The organism is Natronomonas sp. EA1 (assembly GCF_051195035.1).
Taxonomy (GTDB): domain Archaea; phylum Halobacteriota; class Halobacteria; order Halobacteriales; family Haloarculaceae; genus JBNTJV01.
The window spans coordinates 384445-410288 of record NZ_JBNTJV010000001.1; the positions used below are offsets into that span (position 1 = coordinate 384445).

Below are 25844 nucleotides of genomic sequence, written 5' to 3' on the forward strand. Positions count from 1 at the left end.
AGCGCAAGGATTGCCGCGTGGCTACTGGTAGGGCTCGCAGACGCGCGCGACGCCCTCCTCGAAGGAGATCTGTGGCTCCCAGCCGGTCGCCTCGTGCATCTTCGAGATGTCCGCACAGGTGTCGTGGACGTAGACCTCGAAGGGGTTCTCGATGTACTCGGGGTCGATGTCGGTGCCGAGTTCGTCGTTTATCATCGCGACCATGGTGTTGAAGTCGTACGACTCGCCGGTGCCGAGGTTGTAGATGCCGTCGAGCTCGTGGTCCGCGGCGAGTTCGAGCCCGCGGACGATGTCGTCGACGTGGGTGAAATCACGCGTCTGGGTGCCGTCGCCGAATAACTCGGGCGATTCGCCGTTGGCGATCTCGTCTGCGAACTGGGCGATGGTGTTCGCGAACTCGCCTTTGTGGGCCTCGTTGCCACCGAACCCCTGGTAGACGGAGAAGAAGCGCATCCCGGCCAGCGACATGTCGTAGTGGTGGTGGAAGTACTCGGCGTAGCGCTCGCGCGCGAGCTTCGAGGCCTCGTAGCCCGTCCGGGCCTCCACCGCCTCGTCCTCCGAACAGGGGTCGGTGCGGGAGCCGTAGATGGAGGAGGTGGAGGCGTAGACGACGGTGTCACAGCCGTCCGCCCGCGCCTGCTCGACGGTGTTGGTGAACCCTTCGACGTTGACGCGCGCGCCGCGGGTGGGGTCCTCCTCGTGCATCTTGTACGAGGAGAGCGCGGCGAGATGGAACACCACGTCCACGTCCGTCGGGAGGTCCTCGTCGAGGACGGAGCCGTCGACGAACTCCACGTCGGGTGAGAGGTTCTCGGCGGTACCGAGATACTGGTCGTCTAACGCGGTGACCTCGTTCGAGTCGGCGAGGTGGTTGGCGAGGTTCGAGCCGATGAAGCCCGCCCCACCCGTGACGAGCACTCGCTTGTCCTGCATGGACGAGTGAGAACGGGCGAGGGGTATGGGTCTGTCGGTGTCCCGGCTCCTCCCGAGCGGGGGTTCCACCCCACCCGAACTCTCAGACGGCAGACACGCACGGCGGGGGTGGCCGCCCCCCGCGAGACGGTGGAATACGTTATCTGTCCGGAACGTCTCGCACCGTCGATTTTATGAACGACAGTACCAAATGATATTTCATGTCATCAATCGAACTGACACCGAGTCAGAAGAAGATCCTCGAGGCGCTCATCAACCTCTACCGCGACGAGGAATCGGCGGTGAAGGGAGAGGATATCGCCCAGGAGGTCGACCGCAACCCCGGCACCATCCGCAACCAGATGCAGTCGCTGAAGGCCCTCCAGCTGGTCGAAGGGGTACCGGGGCCGAAAGGCGGCTACAAGCCGACCGCGAACGCCTACGACGCGCTCGAGCTGCAGGAGATGGACCAGGCCGCGGACGTCCCCTTCCAGCACAACGGTGAGCTCATCGAGGGCGCGAACGTCCAGGAGATCGACCTGACCTCCGTCCACCACCCCGAGCTCTGTCGCGCGGAGATCCGTCTGCAGGGGTCGATCACCGACTTCCACGAGGGCGACTCCATCGTCGTCGGCCCGACGCCGCTGTCGAAACTCCGCATCGCGGGCACCCTCGACGGGAAGGACGACACGAACAACACGCTCATCCTCACCATCGACGACATGCAGGCTCCCTACGGCGACGCGGAGCCGCTCCACTGAGCCGACCCTCTCTCCGTTCTCTCCTCTCGGTCGCAAGCCTTGCCACCCGCCGGAGGCCGATTCCAACACCTTTGTATCCGATGGCCCCGGATTTCAGCGTATGACCAACGACGTCGTCGTGCTCGGCTCGGGCTACGCCGGCACTGGCACGGTGAAGAAACTGGAGCAGGAACTCGACGGTGAGGCCGATATCACGTGGATCTCCGATGTCGACCACCACCTCGTTCTCCACGAATCCCACCGCTGCATCCGCAACCCCGACGTACAGGACAAGATCACCTTCCCCTGCGAGCAGCTGAAAGCCCCTGCCACCCGGTTCATCCAGGACCGCGTCACGGGGCTCGACACGGACGCGCAGGTCGTCGAACTCGAAGACGGTGAGGACGTCGAGTACGACTACGTCGTCGTCGCGTTCGGCTCCCGAACCGCCTTCTTCGGTATCGACGGGCTCGAGGAGCACTCCTACGTCCTCAAGTCCCTGCAGGACGCCCTCGACATCCACGACGCCGTGAAGGAGGCCGCGAAGGAGGCCACCCGCGAGGAGCCGGCACAGGTGGTCGTCGGTGGCGCGGGCCTCTCCGGCATCCAGTCGGCGGGCGAGATCGCGGAGTTCCGCGACATGCACCGCGCACCCATCGACATCCACCTCGTCGAGGGGCTCGACAACGTCTTCCCGAACAACGACCCCGTCGTCCAGGCGAAGCTCACGAAGCTCTTAGAGGAGAAGGACATCAACATCCTGACCGGGGAGTTCATCGGTGAGGTCGACGAGGAGACCGTCTACATCGGCGACGACACGGAACTCGACTACGACGTGCTGCTCTGGACCGGCGGTATCACCGGCCAGGAAGCCGCCCAGAACATCGAGGTGGAGCAGGACGAGCGCTCGCACCGCATCAACGCCTCCTCGAACTTCCAGACCGAGGACGAGCGCGTCTTCGCGCTCGGTGACGCCGCGCTCATCGACCAGCCCGGCCAGGAGATGCCCGCGCCGCCGACGGCGCAGGCCGCCTGGCAGGCCGCCGAGGTCATGGGCGAGAACGTCGCCCGCGCCATCCGCGGCCAGCCGCTCACCGAGTGGACCCACGAGGACAAGGGGACGCTCATCTCGGTGGGCGACAAGGCCGTCGCGCACAACGTCATCTACTTCGGCGCGCTCTCGGACACCTTCGGCGGCCCGCTCGCCAAGATGCTCAAACGCACCGTCGCCTCCCGCTGGATCAACGACGTCGCCGGCCCGTCCGCCGCCGCGCGGGCGTGGCCCGACATGTAAGATCGGGATTCCGATTCGGGTGAGATTCCGAAGAAGCGTTTTATCAGTTCCTCCCGTCTTTCCGCCATGGACAGACGCCGGTTTCTGGCGAGCGCGACAGCGGTAGGTGTCTCCTCTCTCGCGGGCTGTACGGGCGGTGGCGGCGGGAACGGCGGGATGGATGGGGGCAACGAGGGGAGTGGCGACGCATCCGGCACGCCCATCGCCGAGCACCCGGCCGCGGCGAACCTCGACAGCCAGCCCATACTGGGCGAGGCGACGGATGCCCTCATCGTGGCCTTCGAGGACCCCTCGTGTACGCTCTGTCGCCGCTTCGAACAGCAGACCTATCCCCGAATCGTCTCCGAGCTCGTCGAGACCGGACGGGCCTCATTCGTCTACCGCGGCCTGCCCATCATCTATCCGTGGGGTGAGCCGGCGTCGCACGTCCTCGAAGCCACGTTCGCGGCCGACGCGGACGCGTTCTGGGCGCTCAAGGACCACTACTTCGGCCAGCAGTCGGCGTTCGACACCGACAACGTCTACAACCGCTCGCAGACGTTCCTCGCGTCGGAGACCGACGTGGACGCCGAGGCAGTCGTCACGGCTGCCCGGAACGGTGAGGCCGACGCCGCCGTCGAGCTCGACCTCGCCGCCGGCGAGGAGCTGGGCATCGGCCAGACGCCGGAGTTCTACCTGTTCAGCGACGGCGTCTTCAAGACCACCGTCCGCGGGGCGCAGGGGTTCAGCGTCTTCGAGTCGGTGCTGGGCAGCTGATGCGCCTCCCGACACGCAGGCGGGACTGGCGGCTGATGGCCCGGACGGGACGGCTCGTGCTCACGGTCCCGAGCTACGCGGTCTTCGCCGCGCTCGTCTCCGTGGCGGCGCTCGCGCTGTTCGTCTTCTCGTTGAACCTCCCCCTCGTGGGGTTCGCGCTCACCGGTGACCTCGCAGTTGGGGCACGAATCGACCTGCTCGTCTCGCAGTTCCCGTTCGTCGGCCCGGCGTTCACCCCGCTCCAGGGTATCCTCCTCGTCGGCGTCGCCCTCCTCACAGGCCTCGACGTGGCGATGGCGACCTACCACTTCCGGGAGCACGGCGTCTCCATCCAGCAGGGCGGCACGGGCGCGGCCGGCGTCCTCCTCGGCACCCTCGGCGCCGGCTGTGCGGCCTGCGGGTCGGCCGTGCTCGTCGGGTTGCTCTCGCTTCTCGGCGTCTCCACTTCCTTGCTCTTTCTCCCTCTCGACGGCCTGGAGTTCGCGCTCGGTGCCCTGGTGGTGCTCACGCTCTCCATCTACTGGCTCGCCGACGGGATGCGCGGCGGGGAGATAAACGGCTGTCCGGTGGAGTTCTAGTCGAGTGAGAGCCCTGCGTGCCAGCTCTCGGCACCGGCGTCCTCTTTCACCCGGTCCATCTCCGCGAGAATCGCGGAGGCCTTCGAGGCCACCTTCCCCGCGCGGCGCTCCCCCTCCGTGCGGAACTCGCCGGTGACGCGGTTGGCGTAGACGGTACAGACTGCCCCCGCGCGGAGGCCGTAGAGGTTGGCGACGGTCAGGATGGCAGAAGCCTCCATCTCGAAGTTGAGGACGCCCGCGTTCTGGAGCTCCTCGACTAAATCGTCGGCACCGGCGGCCTCGAAGCCGCCGAAGCCGGGGCGACCCTGCCCCGCGTAGAAGGAGTCGGTGGAGCAGGTCACACCCAGGTGATAGTCGAAGCCGAGTTCCTCACACGCGGTGACGAGGGCGGTGACGACCTCGTTGTCCGCGGTCGCAGGGTAGTCCTCGCGGACGTACTCGGAAGAGGTACCCTCCTGCCGAACCGCGCCGGTCGTAATCACGAGATCGCCGATGTCCATCTCGGGCTGGATGGCGCCACAGGAGCCCACGCGCATGAACGTGTCCGCGCCCGCACGGGCCAGCTCCTCCACGGCGATGGCCGCGGAGGGGGAGCCGATTCCCGTCGAGGTACACGTCACGGGTGCGCCATCGAACGTCCCCGACATGGTGCGGTACTCCCGATGATACGCCCTCTCCTCGGCGGTGTCCCACGCCTCCGCGATTTTCGGGACGCGCTCGGGGTCGCCGGGGAGCAGGACGGGGCCGTCGATGTCCGCGGGGCCGACGCCGATGTGGTACTGCGTCTCCGCGTTCGGGTCCTCCGCGTCGTCGCTCGGGCTCATTCCAGATGCTCCATCGTGATGGTGTTCGGGATCAGCTCGCCCAGCGTGTACGTCGAGACGCCCTCCCCCTCGTCGCAGTGGATGGGGAGGTCCTCCTCGCAGAACTCCGAGAGCGTCTGACGGCACATCCCGCAGGGGGTGATGCCGTCGCGCCGGTCCGAGGAGACGGCGAGCGCGTCGAACTTCCGGTGGCCCTCCTTCACGGCCTCCGCGATGGCGACCTCCTCCGCGTGGAGGGAGTTCGAGTAGTTCGCGTTCTCCAGATTGCAGCCGACGTAGACGGTACCGTCCGCGGTGCGGAGCGCCGCCCCGACCCGATACTCGGAGTAAGGAACGTACGCCGCCGCTTGCACCTCGCGGGCGGCTTCGATGAGTTCGTCCATGGCTCCCCTTTCCGGGGCTGGCAAAAATAGCCTCCGAAGCGGTGGCGGTTCTCCTCCGTATTCGATGCCGAGAACCCCCCGTCGTCGACCGACGAGCACCTACACCGGGTGGGAATTCGAAAGGGGCCGAGTGCTCGACGAGCGAGACGACGCAAGCACTACAGCGACCAACGGGAGCGAAGCGCGCAGCGAGTCGCAGCCGTCGAGCGCGAGGGGGCTTTCGGAAGTGGTGGTCTCGGCTCCGGCCGAGTCTGCTCCGAAAAACGAGACTAGCGGTCCTCGCCGGAGTCGTAGTGCTCACCGGCGGCCTCGGGAATCCGGGTCTTGCCGACGAGCGCGAGCACGACGATGACGGTGACGAACGGAATCGTCTGAACGAGCGAGGAGGGGACGGTCACCGATTCGAGGAGCTGGAGGCGGAGCTGAACGGCATCGAGGCCGGCGAACAGCATCGTGGAGCCGAGCGCGCCGATGGGGTTGTAGTTGCCGAACAGGTAGGCGACGATGGCGATGAATCCCTTGCCGTTGACCATCGTGGGGCCGTTCCCGGAGAACTGGCCGATGGAGAGCGCGAGCGCGCCGCCACCGATCCCCGAGAGGACACCGGAGAGGGTGACGGCCGCGTAGCGCACGCGGGAGACGTCGACGCCGACGGTGTCGAGCGCCTTGGGGTTCTCGCCTGCCGCGCGGACCCAGTAGCCGAAGGAGGTCCGGTTGAGGACGAACCACGAGGCAGCGACGGCGACGAACATCATGTAGACGGTGGGGGTGGCGTCGAACATCGCCCCGAAGAACGGGATCTCCGAGAGCACCGGGATGGTGATGGTGTCGAACGTGCCGACGCTCTTGGAGTTCGGCCCTCCATAAAAGACCTGCGAGGCGAACGGGGCGAGCCCGAGCGCGATGAGCCAGACCGCGAGGCCGGCGATGATCTGGTCCGCGCGGAACTCGATACAGACGACGGCGAACAACAGCGCGAGCAGGGTGCTCGCGAGGACGCCGATGGCGAGCCCGCCGAACAGCATCATCTGGGTGGCCTCCCCGTCACCGACGAGGAGGTCCGTCCCCAGCACCGCGGCGAACGCCGAGATTATGAGCAGCCCCTCCAGCCCGATGTTGATGACGCCGGATTTCTCGGCGAAGATACCGCCGAGCGCGGCGAAGACGATGGGTACGGAGAGCCGGAGGGTCGCCCCGAGCGCGCTCCGTGAGGTGATGATCCCCAGGAGGACGCCGGCGAAGGAGTCGGGGAAGACGAGGCCGGCGAGCGCGACCAGCACGAGGCTGGCGAGCGCGGCGAGCGCGATGAGCGTCCGGCCCGACAGCGCTTTCAGGTCGCTCGGGGTCGGGACGTTCACCGCTCTTCACCCCCGTCGGCCGCGACGTCTTTCGCCTTCTGTCCGAGCGCGAGCCCCTTCTTCCCGCCAGCGTTCAGCCGCTTGCCGACCAGCCGGAAGAACTCCGGCATGGCGACGAAGAGGATGATGAGCCCGCGGAGGACGCCCACGAGCTGTGGCGGAACGTCCGTCGAGACCTGCACCACCGTCGTTCCCGACTTGAGGACGCCAAAAAGGAGGGCGGCGAAGCCCACACCGAGTGGGTTGTTCCCGGCGAGGATGGAGACGGTGATGCCGTCGAATCCGTACGCGGGGACGCCGGTCTGGAACTTGCCGAGGATCATCAGCACGTACATCGCACCCCCGATACCCCCGAGCGCGCCCGACAGCGCCATCGAGGCGACGACGGTCTTGGGAGCGTCGACGCCGCCGTACTCCGCGGCTTCGGGCTGGAGCCCCGCCGTCCGGAGGTCGTACCCGAACGAGGTGCGTTCGAGCAGCAGGTAGATGCCGATGATGGCGAGGAGTCCCACGCCGAGCGCGATGAGCGAGAAGTCCGTCCGGGGGTCGAACAGGACGGAGGGGAACACCGCCTGCACGGGGATATCGACCGTCTCGACGGCCTGACTGTCCGGGTTCCGGAAGTGCTCGTTGACCAGATAGAAGACGACTGAGGTGGCGACGAAGTTGAGCATGATGGTCGTGATGACCTCGTTCGCCTCCGCGTACGCCTTCAGCGCCCCCGGAATCGCGCCGTAGATCCCGCCACCCACCGCGCCGACGAGGATGCCGAGCGGGATGAGCAGGAGGGTGCCGACGACGCCCGAGCCGATGGGACCGATGGCGATGACGGCGAGTGCCGTGGCCAGCGCCCCGACGACGAGCTGTCCCTGCGTCCCGATGTTGAACACGCCGGCGCGGAAGGCGATGGCGACGGAGAGCCCGGTGAAGACGAGGACGGTGGTCTCACGCAGCGTCACGGCGAACTGGGCGTTCAGCGGGTCCCAGTTCCCGGCGAGCGGGTCACCGAGCGCACCCAAAAAGAGCCGGTCGTAGACGTGGAACGGGTCGTAACAGAACGACTGGCCGGCGAGGAAGTACGCGGGCTCGGTGCAGTTCTTCACGAAGATGCCGGCGACGAGGACGATGACCGTCCCGACGAACATCGAGAGCGCGAGCGCCGCGAAGGCGATGAGCGCGCGTTCGGTCGCGGAGGCCCGCGCGAGGCGGTCGAGGACGGCCCGTGCCTGCTCCCGGCGGCTCATCGGGTATCACCGACGAGCGCTGCCTCGGGGAGGTCGGGTCGTTCCCCGGCCATCAGCAGGCCGAGCTGTTCTTCCGTTACCTTCTCTGGGTCGACGATAGCCATCAGTTCACCTTCGTACATCACCGCGAGCCGGTCCGAGAGCCCCTGGACCTCCTCCAGTTTGGAGGAGACGAGCAGCACCGCCACCCCCTCGGACCGGAGGTCGAGCAGCCGCTCGTGGATGAACTCCGTCGAGCCGATGTCGACCCCGCGGGTCGGGTGGGTGGCGACGAGCAGCGAGGGGTCGCGTTCGAACTCCCGGCCGACGATGAACTTCTGCTGGTTCCCGCCGGACAGCGAGGCGGCAGTCGCGTCGGGGTTCGGGGGTCGCACGTCGTACGCCTCGATGAGGGCCTCCGCGTGGTCGCGGGTGGTCCCCCAGTCGATGGTTCCCCCGGAGGCGAAGGGGGCGCTGTGCTGGCTGCCGAGCAGGCCGTTGCCGACGAGGTCGAACTCCATCACCAGCCCGCGCTCGTGGCGGTCCTCGGGGATGTAGGACATGCCGGCGTCGATGCGGTCGCGCCGGGACCAGTCGGTGATGTCCGCACCCTGGTAGGTGACGGTCCCCGACTCGGGGTGGGCGAGCCCGGTGACGGCCTCGACGAGCTCCGCCTGGCCGTTGCCGTCGACGCCGGCGATGCCGAACACCTCGCCCGCGCGGACGTCGAAGCTCACGTCGGTGACCGCGGGGACGCCCCGGTCGTCGGTGACGTGGATGCCGTCGGTCGTGAGGACGGTGTCGCCGGGGGACCCCTCCTCGCGGTCGACATCGAGGAGCACCTCGCGGCCGACCATCGCCTCGGCGAGCTCCTCTTCGGTGGTCTCGTCGGTCGAGAGGCTGCCGACGTTCTTTCCATCCCGGAGGACGGTCACGTCGTCCGCGGCGTGGAGCGCCTCACCCAGCTTGTGGGTGATGAAGATGATCGTCTTCCCCTGCGCCGTGAGCTCTTCGAGGACGGCGAAGAGGTCCTCCACTTCCTGTGGGGTGAGGACGGCCGTCGGCTCGTCGAGGATGAGGGTGTCAGCGCCCCGGTACAGCGCTTTCAGGATCTCGACGCGCTGCTGGACGCCCACGGAGACGTCCTCGATGCGGGCGTCGGGGTCCACGTCGAAGCCGTAGCGGGCGGAGAGGTCGCGGACGGCCTCGCGGGCGGCCTCCCGGTCGACGGCGAGGCCACCCCACTTCCGGGGCTCGTTCCCGAGGGTGACGTTCTCGGCGACGGTCATCGGGTCCACGAGCATGAAGTGCTGGTGGATCATCCCGATACCGGCGTCGATGGCGTCGCTCGGGGAGTCGAAGTCGCGTTCGACGCCGTCGACGACGACACGCCCCTCCGTGGGCTCGTAGAGCCCGTAGAGGACGTTCATCAGGGTGGTTTTTCCGGCCCCGTTCTCGCCGAGGAGGGCGTGGACCGTCCCCTGCTCGACGGTGAGCGTCACGTCGTCGTTGGCGATGACTCCGGGGAAGCGTTTCGTGATTCCGTCGAGGTGGACGGCTGTGGTCATATCAATCGGGTCGGCCTGTAGGGCCGCGCTTACGCGTTCTTCGGGTCGGTCGGCACGTCGATCTCGCCGGCGATGATGTCCTCGCGGGACTGGGCGACGGCGTCTTTCACCTCCTGCGGGATCTCGCTGCCGAGCTGTTTGCCGTAGACGTTCGCGACACCGTCGTCTTTGAGGCCGAGGGCGGTGACCGTGCCGCCCCCGAACTCGGCGTTGACGGTCGCCTCGATGGCGTTGTAGACGGCGACGTCGACGCGCTTGACCATCGATGCGAGGATGACGTCGGCGTAGGAGGGCTTCGTGACGGACTGGTCACGGTCGACGCCGATGGCGAAGCGGCCCTGCTCCTGGGCGGCCTGGAAGACGCCCGTGCCGGTGTTGCCCGCCGCGTGGTAGACGATGTCCGAGCCGGACTGATACATCGAGAGCGCGGCCTCCCTCCCACCGGAGGGGTCGTTGAAGTCGCCCACGTAGGCGGTCTGGATGTCGATGTCGTCGCTCGCGTACTTCGCGCCGGCGGTGAAGCCGGCCTCGAACTTCTTGATGAGCGGCGACTCGACGCCACCGACGAAGCCGAGGTTCGTGGAGTCACTCTGCGTGGAGCCCGCGCCCGCGGAGAACGACTGGGTCGTGAGCAGGCCGGCGAGGTGGCCGACGAGGAACGAGCCCTCGTGTTCCGCGAACACGTAGGAGGCGACGTTCGGCTCCTCGACGACGGAGTCGATGATCTGGAAGTTCTGCTCGGGGTACTGCGGGGCGTTCTCCGAGAGCGCAGAGGCCTGCAGGAAGCCGATACAGGAGACCAGATCGTAATTCGGGCTCGAGGACTGGGCGAACTGCTGCTGGAACGTCGAGAACTGCGAGACCTCGTCCGGCTGAGCCTCGTCGAACGCGATGTTCAGCTCCTCGGCCGCGCGCTGTGCACCGGACTGAGCCTGGTCGTTGAACGACCCGTCGCCCAGCCCACCGGTGGCGTAGACCATCCCGATGTGGGCTGCCGCCTCAGGGGTCGCCGTTGCGGTGTCCTCGTCGCCGCCGTCACCGCCACCGCCGTTGCCGCCCCCGTTGCCGCCGTTGCCGCCGTTGTTGTTGTCGCCGCCACCGGTACAGCCAGCGAGGCCGACGGTGGTTGCAGTGCCAACGCCCGTCAGGAACTTCCGCCTGTCGAGGTCCATGCTTACCAACTCCTCCGACCCAGCGGCTTTAAGGTCTGCGAAAGTTGCCGCGGTCGGGTCTCTCGCCCGTACCTTCTCTCGAACTTACACTTCCGCCTCGACGAGGGCGGTGGTCTCGTCGACGAGGGCGTCCACGTCCGTCGATTCCGCGTAGACCCGGACGTACGCCTCCGTCCCGGACGGACGGACGAGCACCCACGAGCCGTCGTCGAACGAGAGCCGAACCCCGTGGTCCGTGTTCACCTCGGCGTCGGGGAACGCCGCGGGCAGGCTCGACGCCAGCGCCGCCATCACGGGGCCCTTCCGGTCGTCAGGGCACTCGACGCTCACCTTCCGGTAGGGGCGCTCTTCGACGGGCTCGCGGAGCGAGGGGAGCCCCGACTCGGCGACGAGTCGGGCGAACACCGCGGCGCTCGCGACGCCATCGATCCACGGACCGTGGCCGACGTGGATGTGTTTCCACGGCTCGGCGGCGAACACCACGTCCCCACCGTCGGCCGTCACGCGGGCGATCCCCTCGTGGAGCGCCCCCAGGCGAACGCGCTCGACGCGCCCCCCCGCAGCGTCGACACGCTGGTCGATGCGCCCGGAGGCGTTGGGCGTGGTGACGACGACCGGGTCCGCCACGTCGGACGCCCGGACGAAGTGCTCGCCGAGGATGGCGACGACGGTGTCCTCGTGGACGACCTCTCCGCCCGAGTCGGTGATGACGATGCGGTCGGCGTCGCCGTCGTGGCCGATACCCAGATCGAACGTCCCGTCCGCGACGAACCGGCGGAGGTCCGCCAGCGTCTCCGGCGTGGGCTTGGAGGGGCGACCGGGGAAGTGGCCGTCCACCTGTGCGTTTACTGCGACGACGTGCGCGCCCAGCTCGCGGAGCACCTGTGGCGTGGCGAGCGAGGCCATCCCGTTGCCGCAGTCGACGGCGACGGAGAGTCCGCCGAGCGGCGCCCCGTGCTCGCTCGCGTAGTCCGCGACGGCGTCCCGGTAGTCGGAGAGCACGTCGGTGTGCTCCGTCTCGCCCCACGCGTCCCAGGTGGTGGAGTCGGTCCCCTCCGCGACGCGGTCCTCGACTTCGCGTTCGGCGTCGCGGTCGTACTCCGTCCCGTCGTCGAACAGCTTCAGTCCGTTGTCTGCCGGCGGGTTGTGACTCGCGGTCACCATCACGCCACGGCGACCCTGCGAGGCGAACGCGAGCGCCGGGGTGGGGAGCTGGCCCGCGCGGACGACGCGCGCACCCGCAGAGGTGAGCCCTGCCTCCAGCGCTGCGGCGAGGCTGTTTCCCGTCTCGCGGCCGTCGCGGGCGACGACGAACTCCTCGCCGTCGCGGCCCGCGGCTCGGCCCACGGCGAGCGCGAGCTCGGGAGTGACACGCTCGCTGACTGGGCCGCGGATACCGGCAGTACCGAATAGGTCCATACCCCGAATCGCGCGGCGGGGAGGTAGAAGGTGTCGCTCCGTGGTCACAGATCGGTCGAAGCGGGTCGTGTGCGGGAGAAGTCGCCCGGCAACGGGGAATCACGCCGTCGTCCGGAGTCAGTAGCGTTCGACGCGAACGCCGAGCGCGCGGAAATCCCTGGCGTTGTTCGTGAGCACGGCGTCATCGAGGATATCCGCCATCGCCGCGATGTAGGCGTCGTTCGGACCGACGCCTGCGTTCCCGCCGGCCCGGTCGTCAGCTGCCGCGAGGAGTTCCCCCGCTGTTCGTGCCACCTCCTCGTCGACATCCAGGCGAGGATACCCCAAGAGCCGGTTCCGGATTTCCGTCCTGGTCGTGTCGCCCCGCGCAGTCGCAACGCCGTAGTAGGTCTCGGCGACGACCGGTGTCGGGAGCCACTGCATCTCCCCTCGCTCGACGAGCTCGGTGCCCTTCGCGAACGCATCGGGGTCGTTCGCCATCAAATCGAACAGATACGACGAGTCGATAATCATCCGTCGGCGTCCTCGACGGCATCACGAGCCGCGTCGAGGCGGTCCCGGTCGCGATTCCGGAGCCGGGCAACCGCGTCTTTCGCCGTTTCGGCTTCCGCTTCCGATAACAGTCCGACGACATCGTCTGGGTGGGGCCCCCGCGTCATCCGCCGGAGCGTCTCCTCCATGGTTTCGCCGTCCCGCTTGTGGGCGCGCAACCACGCGTGGTACTCCTCGGAGACGCGGATCGTCTTGCCCATGGTGTATATTGGAATATACGACAATAAGAGGATTACGTCGAACGCGGGCGAGCAGCCGGGGGTAGCGAGCCGCTTACAGTTCGACGCCGCTCGGGATGAGCGACCGCTCCCGGAGGAGCTCCCCCTCGTGGTCGTAGACGAGGAAGGTCGACTTCTCGGAGTCGAAGGTTGGGTCGCCGTTCACGCTGACCGTGAACTGATAGCGGTGCTCGTCGCCGGCCCGTGCCGCGCCCACGAGGGCGAAAACGTCCTCGACGGGGGCGTTACATTCGAGGATGAACTCCCCGGTCAGACGGTCGGTGACCGCGAGGACACCCTCGTCGGCCGCGCCCGGGGATTTCTGCAGACGGAACGCGAGGTCCACCGCGTCGGCGTCCTCGGCGAGGCGTTCCGTGAACCGGTCGTCCGGCCCCTCGAACGCGATACGCGCCGCCGGGGGCTCGTCGTCCTCGGAGACCTCCAGAGTGAAGTAATCACGCCTCATTCGCTGAATCCGGCTAGGGAGTGCGGCCGTATGAACGTAACGCCCTCGTCAGTTTCCGTCGTGCGGGTGAGCGGGCACAAGGAGCTCCCCTGCGGTACCCACCGCAGGGCACCCAGCCCCCGGCCCGACCGCGGTTTTTATCCCCCTGCCGGGTGCCGTCTCACCATGGTCTGGGTCAGAAAGGAGTACGCCGGCGAACTCGCCGTCCTCTCCGTGTGGGTGAGCGTGCTCATCCCGTGGTCCGTCTCGTACGTCACCCGTGAGGGGATCAGCCTCGTCGTCATCCGGTTCCCCTTTTTCCTCTTCCAGTTCATCTTCGGGGCCGACCTGGGCGCGCTCGAACGCCCGTTCCTCACCGTCAACCGCGCACCCGCCTTCGAGTCGGGGGCCGTCTCGCAGGCCTACGAGGTGTGGCTCGCCGCGGCCGTCGTCTTCGGGCTGGCGTTCCTCCTCAGCGTCGCCTACTACGCGCTCGACGAGCGCCTGGAGACGCGGTTCACGGCCGTCCACCGCGCGCTGGACCCCGTCCGGCTGCTCGGCGGTCTCCTCGTCGTGTCCGGCGGTCTCCTGCTCGCGTCGGCGGTCATGCTCGTCGACGCCTACGCCGGGCTCTCGGTCCCGCTCGGCGCGTTCTTCCTCCTGGCGTTCGGCGGCGTCCTCCTGCGGGTCGAACGCACCTGACCCCACCGATTTCGGGGCCGGTTTTTAATACCACGGGCGCCTGAGCGTGGATACAGACACTGCAGGGGGGCGGTGTGCTATCACCACTATGTCGGAGAAAACGACGACCGGGACGTTCGAGGGGTTGCTCGATGGGCTCACACGGACGGTGGAGATGCTCCGCGGTTCGTCCATCGACCTGACGGACTACGACCCGCGAATACACGGCCGCATCGTCGAGTTCGACGAGCTCGAAAACGAGGTGGACCGCTACTGGCTGAACGCGCCGTTCTCCTTCGCCGTCATCACCTACGACGAGACGGAGAACGAACACGCCTACACCGTCGTCGAGCCCGCCCTCGACGCGCTCGAACAGGATTTGCTCGAGACGCTCTACACCGACGTCCGGAACCCCTTGCTCTACCGGGAGACGGAGGGTGACCCGGAGACCATCCTCCGGACGGAGCTCCGCAACCGGCTCGAGGAGTACGGCGTCGATATCGACGTGGCCGGCTTCTACAAGCTCTTCTACTACCTCTACCGCCGGTTCCGCGGGTTCGGGAAGCTCGACCCGCTGATGTCTGACCCCCACATCGAGGACATCTCGTGTGACGGGTACGGCATCCCGCTGTACGCGTACCACGACGATTACCAGGACATCGAGACGAACGTGCGGTTCGGGGAGGAGGAGCTCGACTCCTACGTCATCCGGATGGCCCAGCAGGCGGGCCGACACATCTCCGTCGGGAACCCCGTCGTCGAGACGACGCTCCAGGACGGCTCGCGCGCGGAGCTCGCGCTCGGCGAGGAGGTGACGCCCCGGGGGAGCGCCTTCACCATCCGGAAGTACTCCGACGAGCCGTTCACCCCCATCGACCTGTTGAAGTTCGGGACGTACTCCTTAGAGCAGATGGCGTATCTCTGGCTGGCCATCGAGAACAACAAGAACATCATCTTCGCCGGGGGGACGGCATCGGGGAAGACCACCTCGATGAACGCCATCTCGATGTTCATCCCCCCGCGGTCGAAGCTCATCACCATCGAGGACACCCGCGAGCTGGCGCTGTATCACGACAACTGGCTCTCCTCCGTCACCCGCGAGCGGCTGGACGAGGGGGCGGACGTGACGATGTACGACCTCCTCAGAAGCGCGCTGCGCCACCGACCGGAGTACATCCTCGTCGGCGAGGTGCGCGGTGAGGAGGCCATCACCCTGTTCCAGGCGATGAACACCGGGCACACGACGCTCTCGACGATGCACGCCGACTCCGTCCAGACGGTCATCAACCGGCTCGAGAACGAGCCCATCAACGTCCCGCGGCCGATGGTCCAGTCGCTCGACGTGCTCTCGGTGCAGGTGCTCGCGCGCTTCGGCGGCGAGCGGGTGCGTCGGGCCCAGACCGTCGCCGAGATCGACTCCATCGACCAGCGGACGGGGGAGCTCGACTACACGACCGCGTTCACCTGGGACGCCACCGACGACACGTTCCGCGAGGGGAACCGGAACCTCCTCGACGAGATCCGCGAGGAGCGAGGCTGGTCACAGACGGAGCTCCTCCGCGAACTCGACCGTCGACAGCGGTTCTTGCGGTTCCTCTGGGACGAGGAGGTCACCCAGTACCAGCAGTTCACCGCCATGGTGAACCGGTACTACGCGAACCCCGACCGGGTGATGGAGACGGTCGACGCCAACCTCGATACGGAGCCGGACGAGGCCGAATAGATGGTCCTCGTCTACCTCCCGCTGCTTCTGGCGGCCCTCCTCGTCGCGCTCGTCGTCGTGGCCCCGACGGCCCCCGCTCTCGACCGCCGGCTCACGCACGTCGCCTTCCGCCTCTTTGGTGGGCGGATCATCGAACAGGACTCGAGCCGGGAACGGAGCCTCAGGTCTGCCGGACTGGGGACGCCCTACCGCGTGTACGCCACCAAGACCTACCTGTTCACGGCGATCGGGGCGGTCAGCGGGGCCATCCTCGGCATCTATCTCGGGGCGCTCGTCATCGACGTGCTGAACGTCGAGCGCATCACGAGCCCCATCGCCGGGAACATCTTCCGACCGCTCCCCGACTGGCTGCTCTCGTTCTCGGCGAAGTACTTCGCCGTGCTGTTCATCGCGAGTCTCGTCTTCGGGGCGTTCGGCGCGACCATCGCCTATCTCGTCCGCTGGAAGGTCCCCGCCGTCCGAGCCAACACGCGGAGCCGCCAGATCGACGCGGGGATGCCCCGCACCATCGCGTTCGTCTACGCGCTCTCGCGCGGGGGGATGGCGTTCCCCGACGTGATGCGGGCGCTCGCGCGGAACCGGGGCGTGTTCGGCACGACGGCCGACGAGATCTCCGTCGGCGTCCGGAACATCGACCTGTTCAACGACGACCTCATCAGCGCGATGCAGGACATCTCCCGGCGCAGCCCCTCCGAGCAGTTCCAGAAGTTCACGGAGAACCTCGTCAGCGTCCTCCAGTCCGGTGGGAGCGTCGCCCGCTTCCTCCGCGACGAGTACGAACGGTACCAGGAAGAGGCCGAAGAGCAGCAACAGGAGATCCTCGACCTGCTGTCGGCGACCGCGGAGATCTACGTCACGACCGTCGTCGCCGGGATGCTGTTTCTCATCACCATCCTCCTCGTCATCGGGCTGACGGCCGGGGGGATGCTCCCCGCGGTCCAGCTCCTCACGTATCTCGTCCTCCCCGCGACGAACGTGCTGTTCGTGGCGTATCTCTCCGACATCACCCAGCCGCTGCGCGCGAGCCGTACCAACCGGACGAACATCGAACAGGAGGTCGTCACCCCCAGAGAGGCGCCGGACACGCGTGTCACCGCGACCGACGGGGGACACAGCGCCGACCGCGAGCGGCTCCAGGCCTACCGGAGCGTCCACGGGATCATCGATACGATCTCGAACCCACTGCGGTCGCTCACGGCTCGCCCGGAGCTGGTCCTCTACGTCACGGTCCCCGTCGCACTCGGCTTCTTCCTCATCCAGCTCCCCGCCGTCTTCGTCGAGGGGGTCTTCGATCTCAGGCGGTTCGACGACGTGCTCGTCCAGTCGGTGCTGCTCGTCCTCGGGACGTTCGCCATCGCCCACGAACTGAGCACGCGGCGGCTGGATCGGCTGGAGGGGGCCGTGCCGGACCTGCTCGACCGGCTCGCGTCGGTGAACGAGGCCGGCGTGGCCGCCGTCACGTCGTTCGACCGGGTACGCCGGTCGGACCTCGGTGCGCTCGGCCCGGAGGTCCAGCGCATCTGGCGCGATATCCAGTGGGGGGCGACGGTCGAGGAGGCGCTCGGCCGCTTCGAGCGCCGGGTCGAGACCCCCGCCGTGACCCGGGTCGTGACGCTCATCACGAACGCGATGCGGGCGTCGAACGAGATCGGGCCGGTCCTCCGTATCGCCGCCGACCAGGCGCGTGCGGACCGCCGGCTGAAGCGCCGTCGCCAGCAGGAGATGTTCACCTACCTGCTCATCATCTACGTGGCGTTCTTCGTCTTCCTCGTCGTCATCGGGGCGATCGACTACGTGCTCATCCCGAGTCTCCCCGACACGAGCTCGCTGAACGGGGCCGGCAGCCTCGCCGGACCGGGGATCATCTCCCTCGGCGACGTGGACGTGGAGGGCTACCGGCTCACCTTCTTCCACGCCGGGCTGATCCAGGCCGCCATGTCCGGGCTCGTCGGCGGGCAGATGAGCGGGGGGTCGATCCGACACGGGGCGAAACACGCCGCCATCATGCTCACCGTCGCCTACGTGGGCTTCCTGCTGCTCGGCGGCTCCGGCCTCGCCGAGAACGCGCTGTTCCTCGCCCCCTTCTAACCCCGAAAACGGGGCGCTCTTGTCCCCCCGCCACACAGATTCGCCATGGACCACGACGCCCGCGACGTGCGCCGCACGTACGACCGCATCGCCGGGCACTTCTCCGCCACCCGCGAGTATCCGTGGCCCGAGGTCGAGGAGTTTCTGGACGGGCGGACGGGCACCGTCGGGCTCGACGTGGGCTGCGGGAACGGCCGACACACCGAGACGCTCGCCCCCCACGTCGAGCGCGCCGTCGGGCTCGACGCCTCGCGGGGGCTCCTCACCGAAGCGAAGGCCCGCGCCGCCGACCGGGGATTCGACGCCGACTGGCTCCACGGCGACGCCGCTCGGCTCCCGCTGCGCGACGACCGCGTCGATCTCGCCGTCTACGTCGCCACCCTCCACCACCTCCCCACCCGCGACGCCCGCGTCCGCAGCCTCGCGGAGCTCGGCCGCACGCTCACTCCCGCGGGCCGCGCGCTCGTGAGCGCGTGGTCGACCGAACACGACCGCTTCGAGGAGACTGAGGGCTTCGACACCACCGTCGAGTGGACCCTCCCCGGCGGTGAGACCGTTCCCAGATACTACCACATCTACGACCCCGCGGAGTTCGACGCCGACCTCGAACGTGCGGGGCTTCACGTCGTCGAGAGCGTGGTCTCCAGCGGGAACTGCTACGCTGTCGTCGCGAGCGGAGAGTGACGGACGGGCGTTCACCGACCGGAAGGGAAACGGATTTTAGTGGGCGTCGGATACGGAGAGATACGAACGCGGGCCCGATGGTGTGCGGTCTCCGACCGTCCGCCACGGGCCCTGTCGCGTTTGCCGTGGTGAGCAATCTTGGATTGCCCGCCACGGTGCAAACACAGGCGCTAGTGGTGAGCGACTCTTTGGGTCGTTCGCCACGGTGCGGATGCACGCACCGGTGGTGAGCGGTCCCGCAGGGACCGCGAGCCTCGGTGCGAGTGAACGCAGTGAACGAGCACCGGTGGTCTAATGGCTATGACTTTGGCCTTCCAAGCCAACGATCCGGGTTCAACTCCCGGCCGGTGCATCAGGCGCTCTCGCGCCCGTTTCTGGCTTTCTAACGTGAAACTAACCTCGAGTTAGGCCAATCTCAGCCTACCCGATAAGGTTAATCGGCTCCACACAGAGCCATGTTCGACGACCTCAACAAAGAGCCGTTAGACCCTCGAAGGACTAATGTCGACTGTTCTGTTCTCTCCCAGGCGAATCCTTTTCTGCGATTGCATACAACTGTATGCACATGTCGAAAAGCATCCGGCTCTCCGAGGACGCCTACGAGCGGCTTGCCGCGCACAAACGCGAGGGGGAGACGTTCTCCGATGTCGTGCTTCGGCTCGCGGGTGAGCGGTCACTGCTCGAACTGGCGGGTATCCTGAGCGACGAGGAGGCGGACGCGCTTGCGGAAGCTATCGACGAGCGACGAGCGCGCCGGAATTCCGACCTCGAACGGACTGCAGAGCGGATGGGTGGGCAGTAGTGCTCCTCGATACGTCATTTCTTATCGACCTGATGCGCGGAGACGAGGGGGCAGTCGAGAAGGCGCGTGAGATCGAATCCGAGTTGATCCAGCAGCGCCTTTCGTCCATGACGCTTTTTGAGCTCTACTACGGCGTTGCGCGAGCGGTCGAATCAGATGCCGAACGGGAGAAAGTGGAGACCGTCCTCGGATCGAAGCCCGTCCACGACGCGGATTCAGCTGTCATGCGGAAAGCAGGTCGGATTGCGGGAGAGTTAGCAAACGATGGAACCCCAATCGGGGATGGGGATGTTATCATCGGTACGACGGCTCGAATCATCGATGAGCCGGTGTTGACGCGGAACGTGGATGATTTCGACCGCCTCGATGGTGTGGACATCGAGACGTACTGAGGCTCTCGACTGAACGGCCATCCTTCTGTTTACAGCACTTGTTCCTGCATTTCCCACCAATCTCGACACTCACGACGCCACTATGTCCGAATCGGGCGAACGCCCCCACGCTCCCACTCCCTGCGAACCATTATACCGAATCCGACTGTACTCCCGGTATGGCTTCTTCCGACGATACAGCAGAGTTGCTCCGGCACGTGCTCGTCCCGGTGGCGGACGACGAGGACGCGCGACTGACCGCGAGTGCGCTCGCGGGGTACGGTCCGTCGCGGATCACCGTCACGCACGTGGTCGAGAAGGGTGGTGGGGTCCCGGACAAGACGCCCGTCGAGCAGTCCGAAGGGGTTGCCGAGGCGGCGTTCGCGGCGTTCCGGGAGACGTTCCCCGACGCGGAGACGGAGGTCACCTACCGGCGTGACGTGGTCGCGGCCATCATCGAGTTGGCAAACGAGTTGGATGCAAGCGCCATCGCGTTCCGGCCGCGCGGGGGGAACCGCCTCCAGCAGTTCCTCTCGGGCGACCGGACGCTGGGGCTCGTCACCGACGCCGAGGTGCCGGTCGTCGCGCTGCCGCGGACCGAGTGAGGGTCGGGCGAGTTCTGGCTGGGGGTTCACCAGGCCTACTCTGGCGGCATCCGGGGGTCGGCCGGAGCCGGGGCCGAGACCCCGACGGCGCGTCGTTCGATCTCCGCCGCGAACTCGCGCATGAACGGGTGGACCGTGTTCGCCATCGGCATCACCGGTTGGCCCGTCTCGAGCAGGGTATCGAGCACCGAGGCCGCGGTTTCGGTGTCCGTGTCGTGTTCGACAGCCTCGACGTCGACGTTCCGGGCGAAGACGCTCGTGTACGCGCCGCCGACGTGGACGCGGTCGATGAGCCCCCGCGCGGCGAGGATGTCGATGTACTCGACGAAGGAGGCGGTCCGCCCCCGGCGGTCCCTTCGGAGGAAGACGAACGGGCAGACTAACTCCGCGTCCTCACCGTTCCCCGCGAGTTGGCGGCGGAACAGCTCCGTGCTCTCGATCTCGTTCACCTTCGCGGCGTTGAACAGCCGGCCGTTCTCGAAGATGGTCCATCGGGGCTGAATCGACCACAGGAGCTCCTCGAGGTCGCTGTCTGGCAGCGGCTCTTCCCCGACGTACTCGAGGACGTGGTTCAGGGCGTGGACGGTCTCGGCGGCGGTGAGCCCGCGGTGGTTCTCGGGGACGGAGACCTGCTCGATGGTGCCGCCACGGGCCTCGATCTCCTCGCGCATGTACTCGTGGATGACGCCGTGCTGTTCGCCGTTGATGACGTGGACCCCGGCGGGAACGGAGCGAGCGAACGAGCGGGCGATCTCCTGTCTCGTTCGACCGAGGGTGTCGTTGTGGTCCTGCCGGACGTTACAGATTACGACGACGTTCGGGCGGACGAACGTCTCGTTTACCATCCGCATCGTGTACTCCGTGATGGCCTGGTTCTCGACGACGACGGCGTCGCGGGGCTCCTCCACGGCGAGCTGCGGGACGAACTCCTTGAGGAGGCGGATGTTCTCGTAGAGGGTCACCCGCGGACCGCTCCGTTCGACGGGGATGACCCGGCCGTTGTGGATAGACTGAGGGTGGTCCCCCGTGATCTTCACGTAGGTGTCGAAGCCACGGTCGGAGAACACCTCACCGAGGCGTTTCGCGGTCGAGGACTTGCCACGAATGCCCGAGATCGAGATGCGAAGCGGGGCGTGATCCAGGACGCGGCGGTGGCGCTCCCCGCGGCCGAACAGCCGTGAGAGGCGGTCGAGGGGGTTCATCCCTCACCCCCCGAGAGGATCGACGCCGAAAGCACGGCGTCGTCGGAGGGGGCCGGCACCTGGAACCGTTCGAGAAGGAGGAGACTCCCGACGACGATGACGAGCGTGAGAAGCGCAATCCATGGGAGGGTCGCCACGTCCGCGAACAACCCCCGGTCGTATGGGTTCCCGATGAAACGTGCGAGAAGGAAGATGGAGGTGAACACGATGAGTGCGAGCGGGACTCGCATCCGGCGTTCGTACGGCGGGGTGACGTGGCTGTTGTAGGCGGCGGCTGCGGCGAGCACCGCGACGATGAGCGCCGAGAGCCCCCGCACGATGGGGAGCGTGAGCGCCAGCGGGATGACGACGATGGCGGTCATGGTTCCCGCGAGGCCGACGAGGACCCGGCCGTAAAAGAGCGTGGTCGTGTGGATGAGTGCGATGGTGAAGCTCGCGACGAGAAAGCAGATGAGGAACAGCAGCACCAGCCAGCGGCTCGCCGTGGCGTACACCGCGAGTAGTCCCATGGTCACGACGCCGGCACGCACGCCGAACCGGGCGCGACCCCACTCGGCGACGAGGAGCGAGACGAGCAGGAGCCCGACCGCGAGCGACCGGGTAACGATGACGGGATAGAGTTCACCACCGACGACGGCTCCCCGGAGGACCGCGATATCGCTCGTCGCACTGAAGAGGACGAGCGGGGTGTGAGTACCGAGCATCGGGGCGAGCCGTGGGCCGACGAGGAGGGCACCCACGGTGACGAGGCCGAGGTAGAGCGCGATGGCGTAGCCCGCGTCCTGCCGACGGTACCCCGGCTTTATTTGCTGGAGGTTGTACGCGGCCAGTCCCGGGAGGATGCTACCGAGAAAGAGGGCGAGTCGGGCATCGAACAGGGTTGTCCCAGCCTGCTCCCCGAGAAAGAGGATGCCGAGTGGGAGGAGAGACCCGGAGAGGAGGGCGATCATGAACTCCTGGCGGCCGTAGACGAGCGTGTACTCCTTTGCGGCCCACAGCGCGGCGTACGCGAGCGCGGTGCTGACGAGGAAGACGGGGAGTGCGACGAAGTTCTTCAGCGAGTAGAGCGCGACCATCGGGACGACGATCGTCCCACCGAGTCGGAGCCCTCGGGTCTGGGTCACGTAACTGACCCCGAGGAACCCCAGTGCGAGCAGCAGTGCAGCGACGAGCATTGGCCGGGCTATCGGACGGCCTGTTTATATACTGATTCCCTGCTGGCCGTCAGGAACCCGGAACCCATTTGCTATGGGGGGACGACAACCCAGTAAATGGGCACCGAGGGCACCGTTCTCATCGTCGAAGACGAGACGGAACTCGTCGAGGTGTACGCCCACTGGCTGGCCGACCAGTACGAGGTCCGCACGTCCACGACCGGGGCGGAGGCGCTCGACCGGCTGGACGACTCCGTCGGGGTCGTGCTGCTGGACCGACGGCTACCCGGTGGGTCGGGGGACACGATACTCCCCGAGATACGCGAGCGGACGCCGGACGTGAGGGTTGCGATGGTGACGGCCGTCGACCCCGATTTCGACATCCTCACGCTGGGGTTCGACGCGTACCTGACGAAGCCGGTGGACCGCAGGACGCTCGTCGACACCGTCGACCGGCTGTTCGCGCGGTCGGCCTACTCCGAGCTGGAGCGGGAGCTGTTCGCCCTCGTCTCGAAGCAGGTGGCGCTCTCCGAGTCGAAGCCGGCGCACGTTCTCGACTCCAGCGAGGAGATTGAACGGCTCACGGACCGCATTCGGTCGGTACGGGAGGCGATGGACGACGAGCTCCCGTCGGTCGACGACGACGACCTCGTCACGCTCGTCCGCGATATCGAGTCGGGAGGTGAGGGGGATGTATGAGGTGACCGGCCTCCACGAGGAGCTCTCCGGGTTCGAGCCGGGGACGAGCGCGCTCGTCACGGGGCCAGACGCGAACGAACGGGTGTACGACGCGATGGCGGAGGCGAACCCGGAGGAGGGGGCCATCCTCATCACGACGGACGATGACGCGCGGACCGCCCTCGAGGAACTCACCGACCGCGGGATGGCGACCGACCGTCTCGGTATCGTCGACGCGAGCGGAAGCGACCGCGGGGACACCGAGATCGATGGGGTACCGGTGCGGGGACTCAGCTCGCCCGCGGACCTCACCGGTATCAGCCTCGAGTTCTCGAAGCTCCTCTCGCAGTTCGACGACTCGGGGGTCGACCAGGTCCGGGTCGGGTTCACCTCGCTGTCGACGCTGTTGATGTACGCGGAGCTCCGGACGGTCTTCCGGTTCCTGCACGTGTTCTCCTCCCGGATCCGGTCGGCGTCGCTGCTGGCGATGTTCGCCGTCACCCCGGATATGCACGAGGCGAAGACGATGAGCACCATCCGGACGGTGTTCGACTGTGAGATCAGACTGGGGGACGGCGTGTACGGGACCGGTTACGAGTAGCTGGGCTACTCCTGGGGGATGAATCGGTAGGCGTCTCCCTCGTGGACGACGTGGCCGGGACGAGCCGTCGGCGCGCCCGCACAGACGACCAGCCAGTCGTTGTCGGCGGCGAGCGCGAACAGCCGCTCGCGGGTCTCGATGACGTGCTCCTCGTCGTTGTCGAGGCCGGCGACCCACTCGGGGTTCTCGAACTGCACGGGGTGTGCGACCGCGTCCGCCATGTAGAGTAACGTCTCCGCGCCGGAGTCGACACGGACGGCGACGTGGCCCGGGGTGTGACCCCCGGCCGGAATCAGGCGAACGCCGGGGACGATCTGGGCCGTCGTCTCGACCACGTCGAGTCGGTTGCCCAGCCCGAGGATGGTCTCGCGTGCCAGCATGCGTGCGGCCTCCTCGTCGATGTGCTCGGGGAGATGCGTCGGCGCGTCACCGAGCCAGAAGGAGCGTTCCGTGTGCGTGATGGCGTACCGGGCGTTCGGGAACGTGGGCTCGCCGTCGGTGAGCGCCCCGCCGATCTGGTCGGGATGGGCGTGCGTGAGGACGACCACGTCGATATCCGGCGGCTCGACGCCGGCCCGCCGGAGGCTCGTGCGGAGGAGCCCCCCGTCGGGGGAGTCGTCACCGAGCCCCGTGTCGATGAGGACGGTGTCGCTTCCGGTCTCGACCAGCAGGGCGATACACGGCGTCTCGTGTCTCTGCCAGCCGTCGAGGTCCGTCCCGTAGCGGACGAGCGCGGCCGCGAGCTCGTCGTCCGACACGTCGGCGAACAGGGTCGCGGCGGGGTCGTCCCACGAGCGCGTCCCGTCGGTCACCAGCCGACAGTCCACAGCTCCGATAGGGATGACGTACTCCTCGGTCGGCGCGTAATCCCTGAAGGAGCTATGATAGGTCATTCTTCTCTCTCCGTAGGAGGGGGAGAAGCTTAAATACAGACGACCGTTCCGGGGCGTTCAGCTACAGTTCGATCCGTTCGACGAGCTGGTCGTCGTCCTCGTGGGTGTTCACGGCCACGATGCGGAGGTGATCCTCCAGTCGGGAGCCGACGACCTTCGCCTTCAGCAGTTCGTCCACCTGATAGACCCCCGCGGCATCCGTCATCTCGATCTCGACGAGCACCGGGCGACCGTCCCCCTCCCGGAGGTTCACCGAGCGGATGGCCTGCGAGGAGAGCGTGTTGATGCCGCGGCCGCCCTTCTCGTAGGGGATACGTGACCGGCCACGCTCCATGTCGAGTGCGTCAGCGATGCGGACGACCCCCGCCTCGGTCGTGAGTGGGGTCTCCTCGGTGTGGTGACAGAGGATGGCGTGGAGCACCTCGCCTTTCACCCGCACCGCGTCGGCGATGTCGTAGAACCCCGGGAGTACCCGGTCGAGGAGGTCTGAAGCGAGCGGAATCGAGTAGTACGCGTGGTCGTCGCGGTGGACGACGTGGCCGATATCGTGGAGCGTCGCCGCGAGCGCGATGATGACGGCCTCGTCGGCCTCCTCGAGCCCGTTCTCCGACGCACCGTTGAACTCGACGCCCCCACGTTTCAGGAGGTCGTAGAGACACAGCGCCCGGTGACGGACGATCTTGATGTGCTTCGGCCCGTGGTCGTTGTACCCTTTCCGGGTGACGGCGTTGACGTTCTGTGCCTCGAGGTACGCTTCGATCTCCTCGTCCGTCTCGATGAGGTCCAGCACCTCGTTCACCCGCTCGTCGGGGAACGAGTGGGCCGCCGTGGGGTCGTACTCCCGGCCGGCCTCGGATGACTCCGTGCGAGCCGGCTCGTCCGTGCCTGCGTGTCCGTCGCTCATACCGCTACTCCGCCAC

28 protein-coding genes and 1 tRNA gene are annotated in these 25844 nt (G+C 67.2%); 14 read left to right on the plus strand and 15 right to left on the minus strand.

The annotated features are described in order from the left end of the window. Nucleotides 1–21: 21 nt before the first annotated feature. A complete protein-coding gene (locus ACQUQR_RS02105; protein WP_435194353.1) occupies nt 22–933 on the minus strand; it encodes an NAD-dependent epimerase/dehydratase family protein in 912 nt (303 codons plus the stop codon). Nucleotides 934–1133: 200 nt separating this feature from the next. Between ACQUQR_RS02105 and ACQUQR_RS02110 the strand changes: the two genes are divergently transcribed. From ACQUQR_RS02110 to ACQUQR_RS02125, 4 genes are all read left to right on the plus strand, one after another. Beyond that, nucleotides 1134–1673, plus strand: coding sequence for an Rrf2 family transcriptional regulator (locus ACQUQR_RS02110; protein WP_435194354.1), 540 nt, complete (start codon nt 1134–1136; stop codon nt 1671–1673). Nucleotides 1674–1773: 100 nt separating this feature from the next. Further along, nucleotides 1774–2946, plus strand: coding sequence for an NAD(P)/FAD-dependent oxidoreductase (locus tag ACQUQR_RS02115; RefSeq protein WP_435194355.1), 1173 nt, complete (start codon nt 1774–1776; stop codon nt 2944–2946). 66 nt (nt 2947–3012) lie between these two features. Then, nucleotides 3013–3702, plus strand: coding sequence for a DsbA family protein (locus tag ACQUQR_RS02120; RefSeq protein ID WP_435194356.1), 690 nt, complete (start codon nt 3013–3015; stop codon nt 3700–3702). Next, entirely contained in the window at nt 3702–4280 is a 579-nt protein-coding gene (locus ACQUQR_RS02125) for a hypothetical protein (protein ID WP_435194357.1), read from the plus strand. Before ACQUQR_RS02120 ends, ACQUQR_RS02125 begins: the two co-directional genes overlap by 1 nt. On the opposite strand, the gene ACQUQR_RS02130 is transcribed toward ACQUQR_RS02125, so the two are convergent. From ACQUQR_RS02130 to ACQUQR_RS02175, 10 genes are all read right to left on the minus strand, one after another. Further along, nucleotides 4277–5104, minus strand: coding sequence for a nucleoside phosphorylase (locus tag ACQUQR_RS02130; protein ID WP_435194359.1), 828 nt, complete (start codon nt 5102–5104; stop codon nt 4277–4279). The genes ACQUQR_RS02125 and ACQUQR_RS02130 overlap by 4 nt on opposite strands. After that, on the minus strand, nt 5101–5487 hold the full coding sequence (cdd, locus tag ACQUQR_RS02135; protein ID WP_435194360.1) for a cytidine deaminase: 387 nt from the start codon (nt 5485–5487) through the stop codon (nt 5101–5103). Before cdd ends, ACQUQR_RS02130 begins: the two co-directional genes overlap by 4 nt. Before the next feature lie 269 nt (nt 5488–5756). Continuing rightward, nucleotides 5757–6845, minus strand: a complete 1089-nt coding sequence (locus ACQUQR_RS02140) for an ABC transporter permease (protein WP_435194362.1) — start codon at nt 6843–6845, stop codon at nt 5757–5759. Further along, nucleotides 6842–8089, minus strand: a complete 1248-nt coding sequence (locus ACQUQR_RS02145; RefSeq protein ID WP_435194364.1) for an ABC transporter permease — start codon at nt 8087–8089, stop codon at nt 6842–6844. Before ACQUQR_RS02145 ends, ACQUQR_RS02140 begins: the two co-directional genes overlap by 4 nt. Beyond that, nucleotides 8086–9636: an ABC transporter ATP-binding protein gene (locus ACQUQR_RS02150; RefSeq protein ID WP_435194366.1), complete on the minus strand. Its 1551-nt coding sequence runs from the start codon at nt 9634–9636 to the stop codon at nt 8086–8088. Before ACQUQR_RS02150 ends, ACQUQR_RS02145 begins: the two co-directional genes overlap by 4 nt. Before the next feature lie 29 nt (nt 9637–9665). Then, the gene (locus tag ACQUQR_RS02155) at nt 9666–10808 is read right to left on the minus strand and encodes a BMP family lipoprotein (protein ID WP_435194367.1); all 1143 of its coding nucleotides are present in this window, start codon (nt 10806–10808) and stop codon (nt 9666–9668) included. An 84-nt stretch (nt 10809–10892) separates the two neighbouring features. Beyond that, nucleotides 10893–12227, minus strand: a complete 1335-nt coding sequence (locus ACQUQR_RS02160) for a phosphopentomutase/phosphoglucosamine mutase (protein WP_435194369.1) — start codon at nt 12225–12227, stop codon at nt 10893–10895. Nucleotides 12228–12344: 117 nt separating this feature from the next. Then, complete coding sequence (locus ACQUQR_RS02165; protein ID WP_435194370.1) at nt 12345–12740, minus strand: PIN domain-containing protein; 396 nt, start codon at nt 12738–12740, stop codon at nt 12345–12347. Beyond that, complete coding sequence (locus tag ACQUQR_RS02170; protein WP_435194372.1) at nt 12737–12979, minus strand: hypothetical protein; 243 nt, start codon at nt 12977–12979, stop codon at nt 12737–12739. Before ACQUQR_RS02170 ends, ACQUQR_RS02165 begins: the two co-directional genes overlap by 4 nt. A gap of 73 nt (nt 12980–13052) precedes the next feature. Next, nucleotides 13053–13463 carry a DUF5793 family protein gene (locus tag ACQUQR_RS02175; RefSeq protein WP_435194374.1) on the minus strand — a complete coding sequence of 137 codons (411 nt, stop codon included), beginning with the start codon at nt 13461–13463 and terminating at the stop codon, nt 13053–13055. Nucleotides 13464–13628: 165 nt separating this feature from the next. On the opposite strand from ACQUQR_RS02175, the gene ACQUQR_RS02180 reads away from it, so the two are divergent. The 8 genes from ACQUQR_RS02180 to ACQUQR_RS02215 all read left to right on the plus strand — a co-directional run bounded on the left by ACQUQR_RS02180 (nt 13629) and on the right by ACQUQR_RS02215 (nt 20396). Continuing rightward, a complete protein-coding gene (locus tag ACQUQR_RS02180; RefSeq protein ID WP_435194376.1) occupies nt 13629–14144 on the plus strand; it encodes a DUF7549 family protein in 516 nt (171 codons plus the stop codon). A gap of 88 nt (nt 14145–14232) precedes the next feature. Then, a complete protein-coding gene (locus ACQUQR_RS02185) occupies nt 14233–15846 on the plus strand; it encodes a type II/IV secretion system ATPase subunit (protein WP_435194377.1) in 1614 nt (537 codons plus the stop codon). Beyond that, nucleotides 15847–17934 (plus strand): type II secretion system F family protein, encoded by a 2088-nt coding sequence (locus tag ACQUQR_RS02190; protein WP_435194379.1) that lies wholly within the window; start codon nt 15847–15849, stop codon nt 17932–17934. It abuts the gene before it with no gap. A 45-nt stretch (nt 17935–17979) separates the two neighbouring features. Continuing rightward, entirely contained in the window at nt 17980–18618 is a 639-nt protein-coding gene (locus ACQUQR_RS02195; RefSeq protein ID WP_435194380.1) for a class I SAM-dependent methyltransferase, read from the plus strand. 280 nt (nt 18619–18898) lie between these two features. After that, a tRNA-Gly gene (locus tag ACQUQR_RS02200) sits at nt 18899–18970 on the plus strand. Nucleotides 18971–19183: 213 nt separating this feature from the next. Beyond that, nucleotides 19184–19420, plus strand: coding sequence for an antitoxin VapB family protein (locus ACQUQR_RS02205; protein ID WP_435194381.1), 237 nt, complete (start codon nt 19184–19186; stop codon nt 19418–19420). Then, the gene (locus ACQUQR_RS02210; protein WP_435194383.1) at nt 19420–19812 is read left to right on the plus strand and encodes a type II toxin-antitoxin system VapC family toxin; all 393 of its coding nucleotides are present in this window, start codon (nt 19420–19422) and stop codon (nt 19810–19812) included. Before ACQUQR_RS02205 ends, ACQUQR_RS02210 begins: the two co-directional genes overlap by 1 nt. A 158-nt stretch (nt 19813–19970) precedes the next feature. Next, nucleotides 19971–20396 carry a universal stress protein gene (locus ACQUQR_RS02215; RefSeq protein ID WP_435194384.1) on the plus strand — a complete coding sequence of 142 codons (426 nt, stop codon included), beginning with the start codon at nt 19971–19973 and terminating at the stop codon, nt 20394–20396. 35 nt (nt 20397–20431) lie between these two features. Here ACQUQR_RS02215 and ACQUQR_RS02220 read toward each other — a convergent pair whose 3' ends face one another. Further along, the gene (locus ACQUQR_RS02220) at nt 20432–21598 is read right to left on the minus strand and encodes a Mur ligase (protein ID WP_435194386.1); all 1167 of its coding nucleotides are present in this window, start codon (nt 21596–21598) and stop codon (nt 20432–20434) included. Continuing rightward, complete coding sequence (locus tag ACQUQR_RS02225) at nt 21595–22773, minus strand: poly-gamma-glutamate biosynthesis protein PgsC/CapC (protein WP_435194387.1); 1179 nt, start codon at nt 22771–22773, stop codon at nt 21595–21597. Before ACQUQR_RS02225 ends, ACQUQR_RS02220 begins: the two co-directional genes overlap by 4 nt. A 96-nt stretch (nt 22774–22869) precedes the next feature. On the opposite strand from ACQUQR_RS02225, the gene ACQUQR_RS02230 reads away from it, so the two are divergent. Beyond that, complete coding sequence (locus ACQUQR_RS02230; RefSeq protein WP_435194388.1) at nt 22870–23451, plus strand: response regulator; 582 nt, start codon at nt 22870–22872, stop codon at nt 23449–23451. Next, nucleotides 23444–24031, plus strand: coding sequence for a DUF7504 family protein (locus ACQUQR_RS02235; protein ID WP_435194390.1), 588 nt, complete (start codon nt 23444–23446; stop codon nt 24029–24031). The genes ACQUQR_RS02230 and ACQUQR_RS02235 overlap by 8 nt, the downstream gene beginning before the upstream one ends. 5 nt (nt 24032–24036) lie before the next feature. Here the strand turns inward: ACQUQR_RS02235 and ACQUQR_RS02240 are convergent, their stop codons facing one another. Both ACQUQR_RS02240 and ACQUQR_RS02245 read right to left on the minus strand, forming a co-directional pair. Continuing rightward, nucleotides 24037–24924: an MBL fold metallo-hydrolase gene (locus ACQUQR_RS02240; RefSeq protein WP_435194392.1), complete on the minus strand. Its 888-nt coding sequence runs from the start codon at nt 24922–24924 to the stop codon at nt 24037–24039. A 61-nt stretch (nt 24925–24985) separates the two neighbouring features. Further along, entirely contained in the window at nt 24986–25828 is an 843-nt protein-coding gene (locus ACQUQR_RS02245) for an HD domain-containing protein (RefSeq protein WP_435194394.1), read from the minus strand. Between the last annotated feature and the right edge of the window lie 16 nt (nt 25829–25844).

Excerpts from the sequence above, each read along its gene's own strand:
- ACQUQR_RS02185 (WP_435194377.1), top strand. The coding sequence starts at position 14,233 with ATGTCGGAGAAAACGACGACCGGGACGTTCGAGGGGTTGCTCGATGGG.
- ACQUQR_RS02125 (WP_435194357.1), top strand. The coding sequence starts at position 3,702 with ATGCGCCTCCCGACACGCAGGCGGGACTGGCGGCTGATGGCCCGGACG.
- ACQUQR_RS02240 (WP_435194392.1), bottom strand. The coding sequence starts at position 24,924 with ATGACCTATCATAGCTCCTTCAGGGATTACGCGCCGACCGAGGAGTAC.
- ACQUQR_RS02225 (WP_435194387.1), bottom strand. The coding sequence starts at position 22,773 with ATGCTCGTCGCTGCACTGCTGCTCGCACTGGGGTTCCTCGGGGTCAGT.
- ACQUQR_RS02115 (WP_435194355.1), top strand. The coding sequence starts at position 1,774 with ATGACCAACGACGTCGTCGTGCTCGGCTCGGGCTACGCCGGCACTGGC.
- ACQUQR_RS02150 (WP_435194366.1), bottom strand. The coding sequence starts at position 9,636 with ATGACCACAGCCGTCCACCTCGACGGAATCACGAAACGCTTCCCCGGA.
- ACQUQR_RS02120 (WP_435194356.1), top strand. The coding sequence starts at position 3,013 with ATGGACAGACGCCGGTTTCTGGCGAGCGCGACAGCGGTAGGTGTCTCC.
- ACQUQR_RS02155 (WP_435194367.1), bottom strand. The coding sequence starts at position 10,808 with ATGGACCTCGACAGGCGGAAGTTCCTGACGGGCGTTGGCACTGCAACC.
- ACQUQR_RS02160 (WP_435194369.1), bottom strand. The coding sequence starts at position 12,227 with ATGGACCTATTCGGTACTGCCGGTATCCGCGGCCCAGTCAGCGAGCGT.
- ACQUQR_RS02175 (WP_435194374.1), bottom strand. The coding sequence starts at position 13,463 with ATGAGGCGTGATTACTTCACTCTGGAGGTCTCCGAGGACGACGAGCCC.
- ACQUQR_RS02130 (WP_435194359.1), bottom strand. The coding sequence starts at position 5,104 with ATGAGCCCGAGCGACGACGCGGAGGACCCGAACGCGGAGACGCAGTAC.
- ACQUQR_RS02215 (WP_435194384.1), top strand. The coding sequence starts at position 19,971 with ATGGCTTCTTCCGACGATACAGCAGAGTTGCTCCGGCACGTGCTCGTC.
- cdd (WP_435194360.1), bottom strand. The coding sequence starts at position 5,487 with ATGGACGAACTCATCGAAGCCGCCCGCGAGGTGCAAGCGGCGGCGTAC.
- ACQUQR_RS02105 (WP_435194353.1), bottom strand. The coding sequence starts at position 933 with ATGCAGGACAAGCGAGTGCTCGTCACGGGTGGGGCGGGCTTCATCGGC.
- ACQUQR_RS02195 (WP_435194380.1), top strand. The coding sequence starts at position 17,980 with ATGGACCACGACGCCCGCGACGTGCGCCGCACGTACGACCGCATCGCC.
- ACQUQR_RS02220 (WP_435194386.1), bottom strand. The coding sequence starts at position 21,598 with ATGAACCCCCTCGACCGCCTCTCACGGCTGTTCGGCCGCGGGGAGCGC.
- ACQUQR_RS02205 (WP_435194381.1), top strand. The coding sequence starts at position 19,184 with ATGTCGAAAAGCATCCGGCTCTCCGAGGACGCCTACGAGCGGCTTGCC.
- ACQUQR_RS02110 (WP_435194354.1), top strand. The coding sequence starts at position 1,134 with ATGTCATCAATCGAACTGACACCGAGTCAGAAGAAGATCCTCGAGGCG.
- ACQUQR_RS02190 (WP_435194379.1), top strand. The coding sequence starts at position 15,847 with ATGGTCCTCGTCTACCTCCCGCTGCTTCTGGCGGCCCTCCTCGTCGCG.
- ACQUQR_RS02235 (WP_435194390.1), top strand. The coding sequence starts at position 23,444 with ATGTATGAGGTGACCGGCCTCCACGAGGAGCTCTCCGGGTTCGAGCCG.
- ACQUQR_RS02230 (WP_435194388.1), top strand. The coding sequence starts at position 22,870 with ATGGGCACCGAGGGCACCGTTCTCATCGTCGAAGACGAGACGGAACTC.
- ACQUQR_RS02165 (WP_435194370.1), bottom strand. The coding sequence starts at position 12,740 with ATGATTATCGACTCGTCGTATCTGTTCGATTTGATGGCGAACGACCCC.
- ACQUQR_RS02245 (WP_435194394.1), bottom strand. The coding sequence starts at position 25,828 with ATGAGCGACGGACACGCAGGCACGGACGAGCCGGCTCGCACGGAGTCA.
- ACQUQR_RS02170 (WP_435194372.1), bottom strand. The coding sequence starts at position 12,979 with ATGGGCAAGACGATCCGCGTCTCCGAGGAGTACCACGCGTGGTTGCGC.
- ACQUQR_RS02145 (WP_435194364.1), bottom strand. The coding sequence starts at position 8,089 with ATGAGCCGCCGGGAGCAGGCACGGGCCGTCCTCGACCGCCTCGCGCGG.
- ACQUQR_RS02180 (WP_435194376.1), top strand. The coding sequence starts at position 13,629 with ATGGTCTGGGTCAGAAAGGAGTACGCCGGCGAACTCGCCGTCCTCTCC.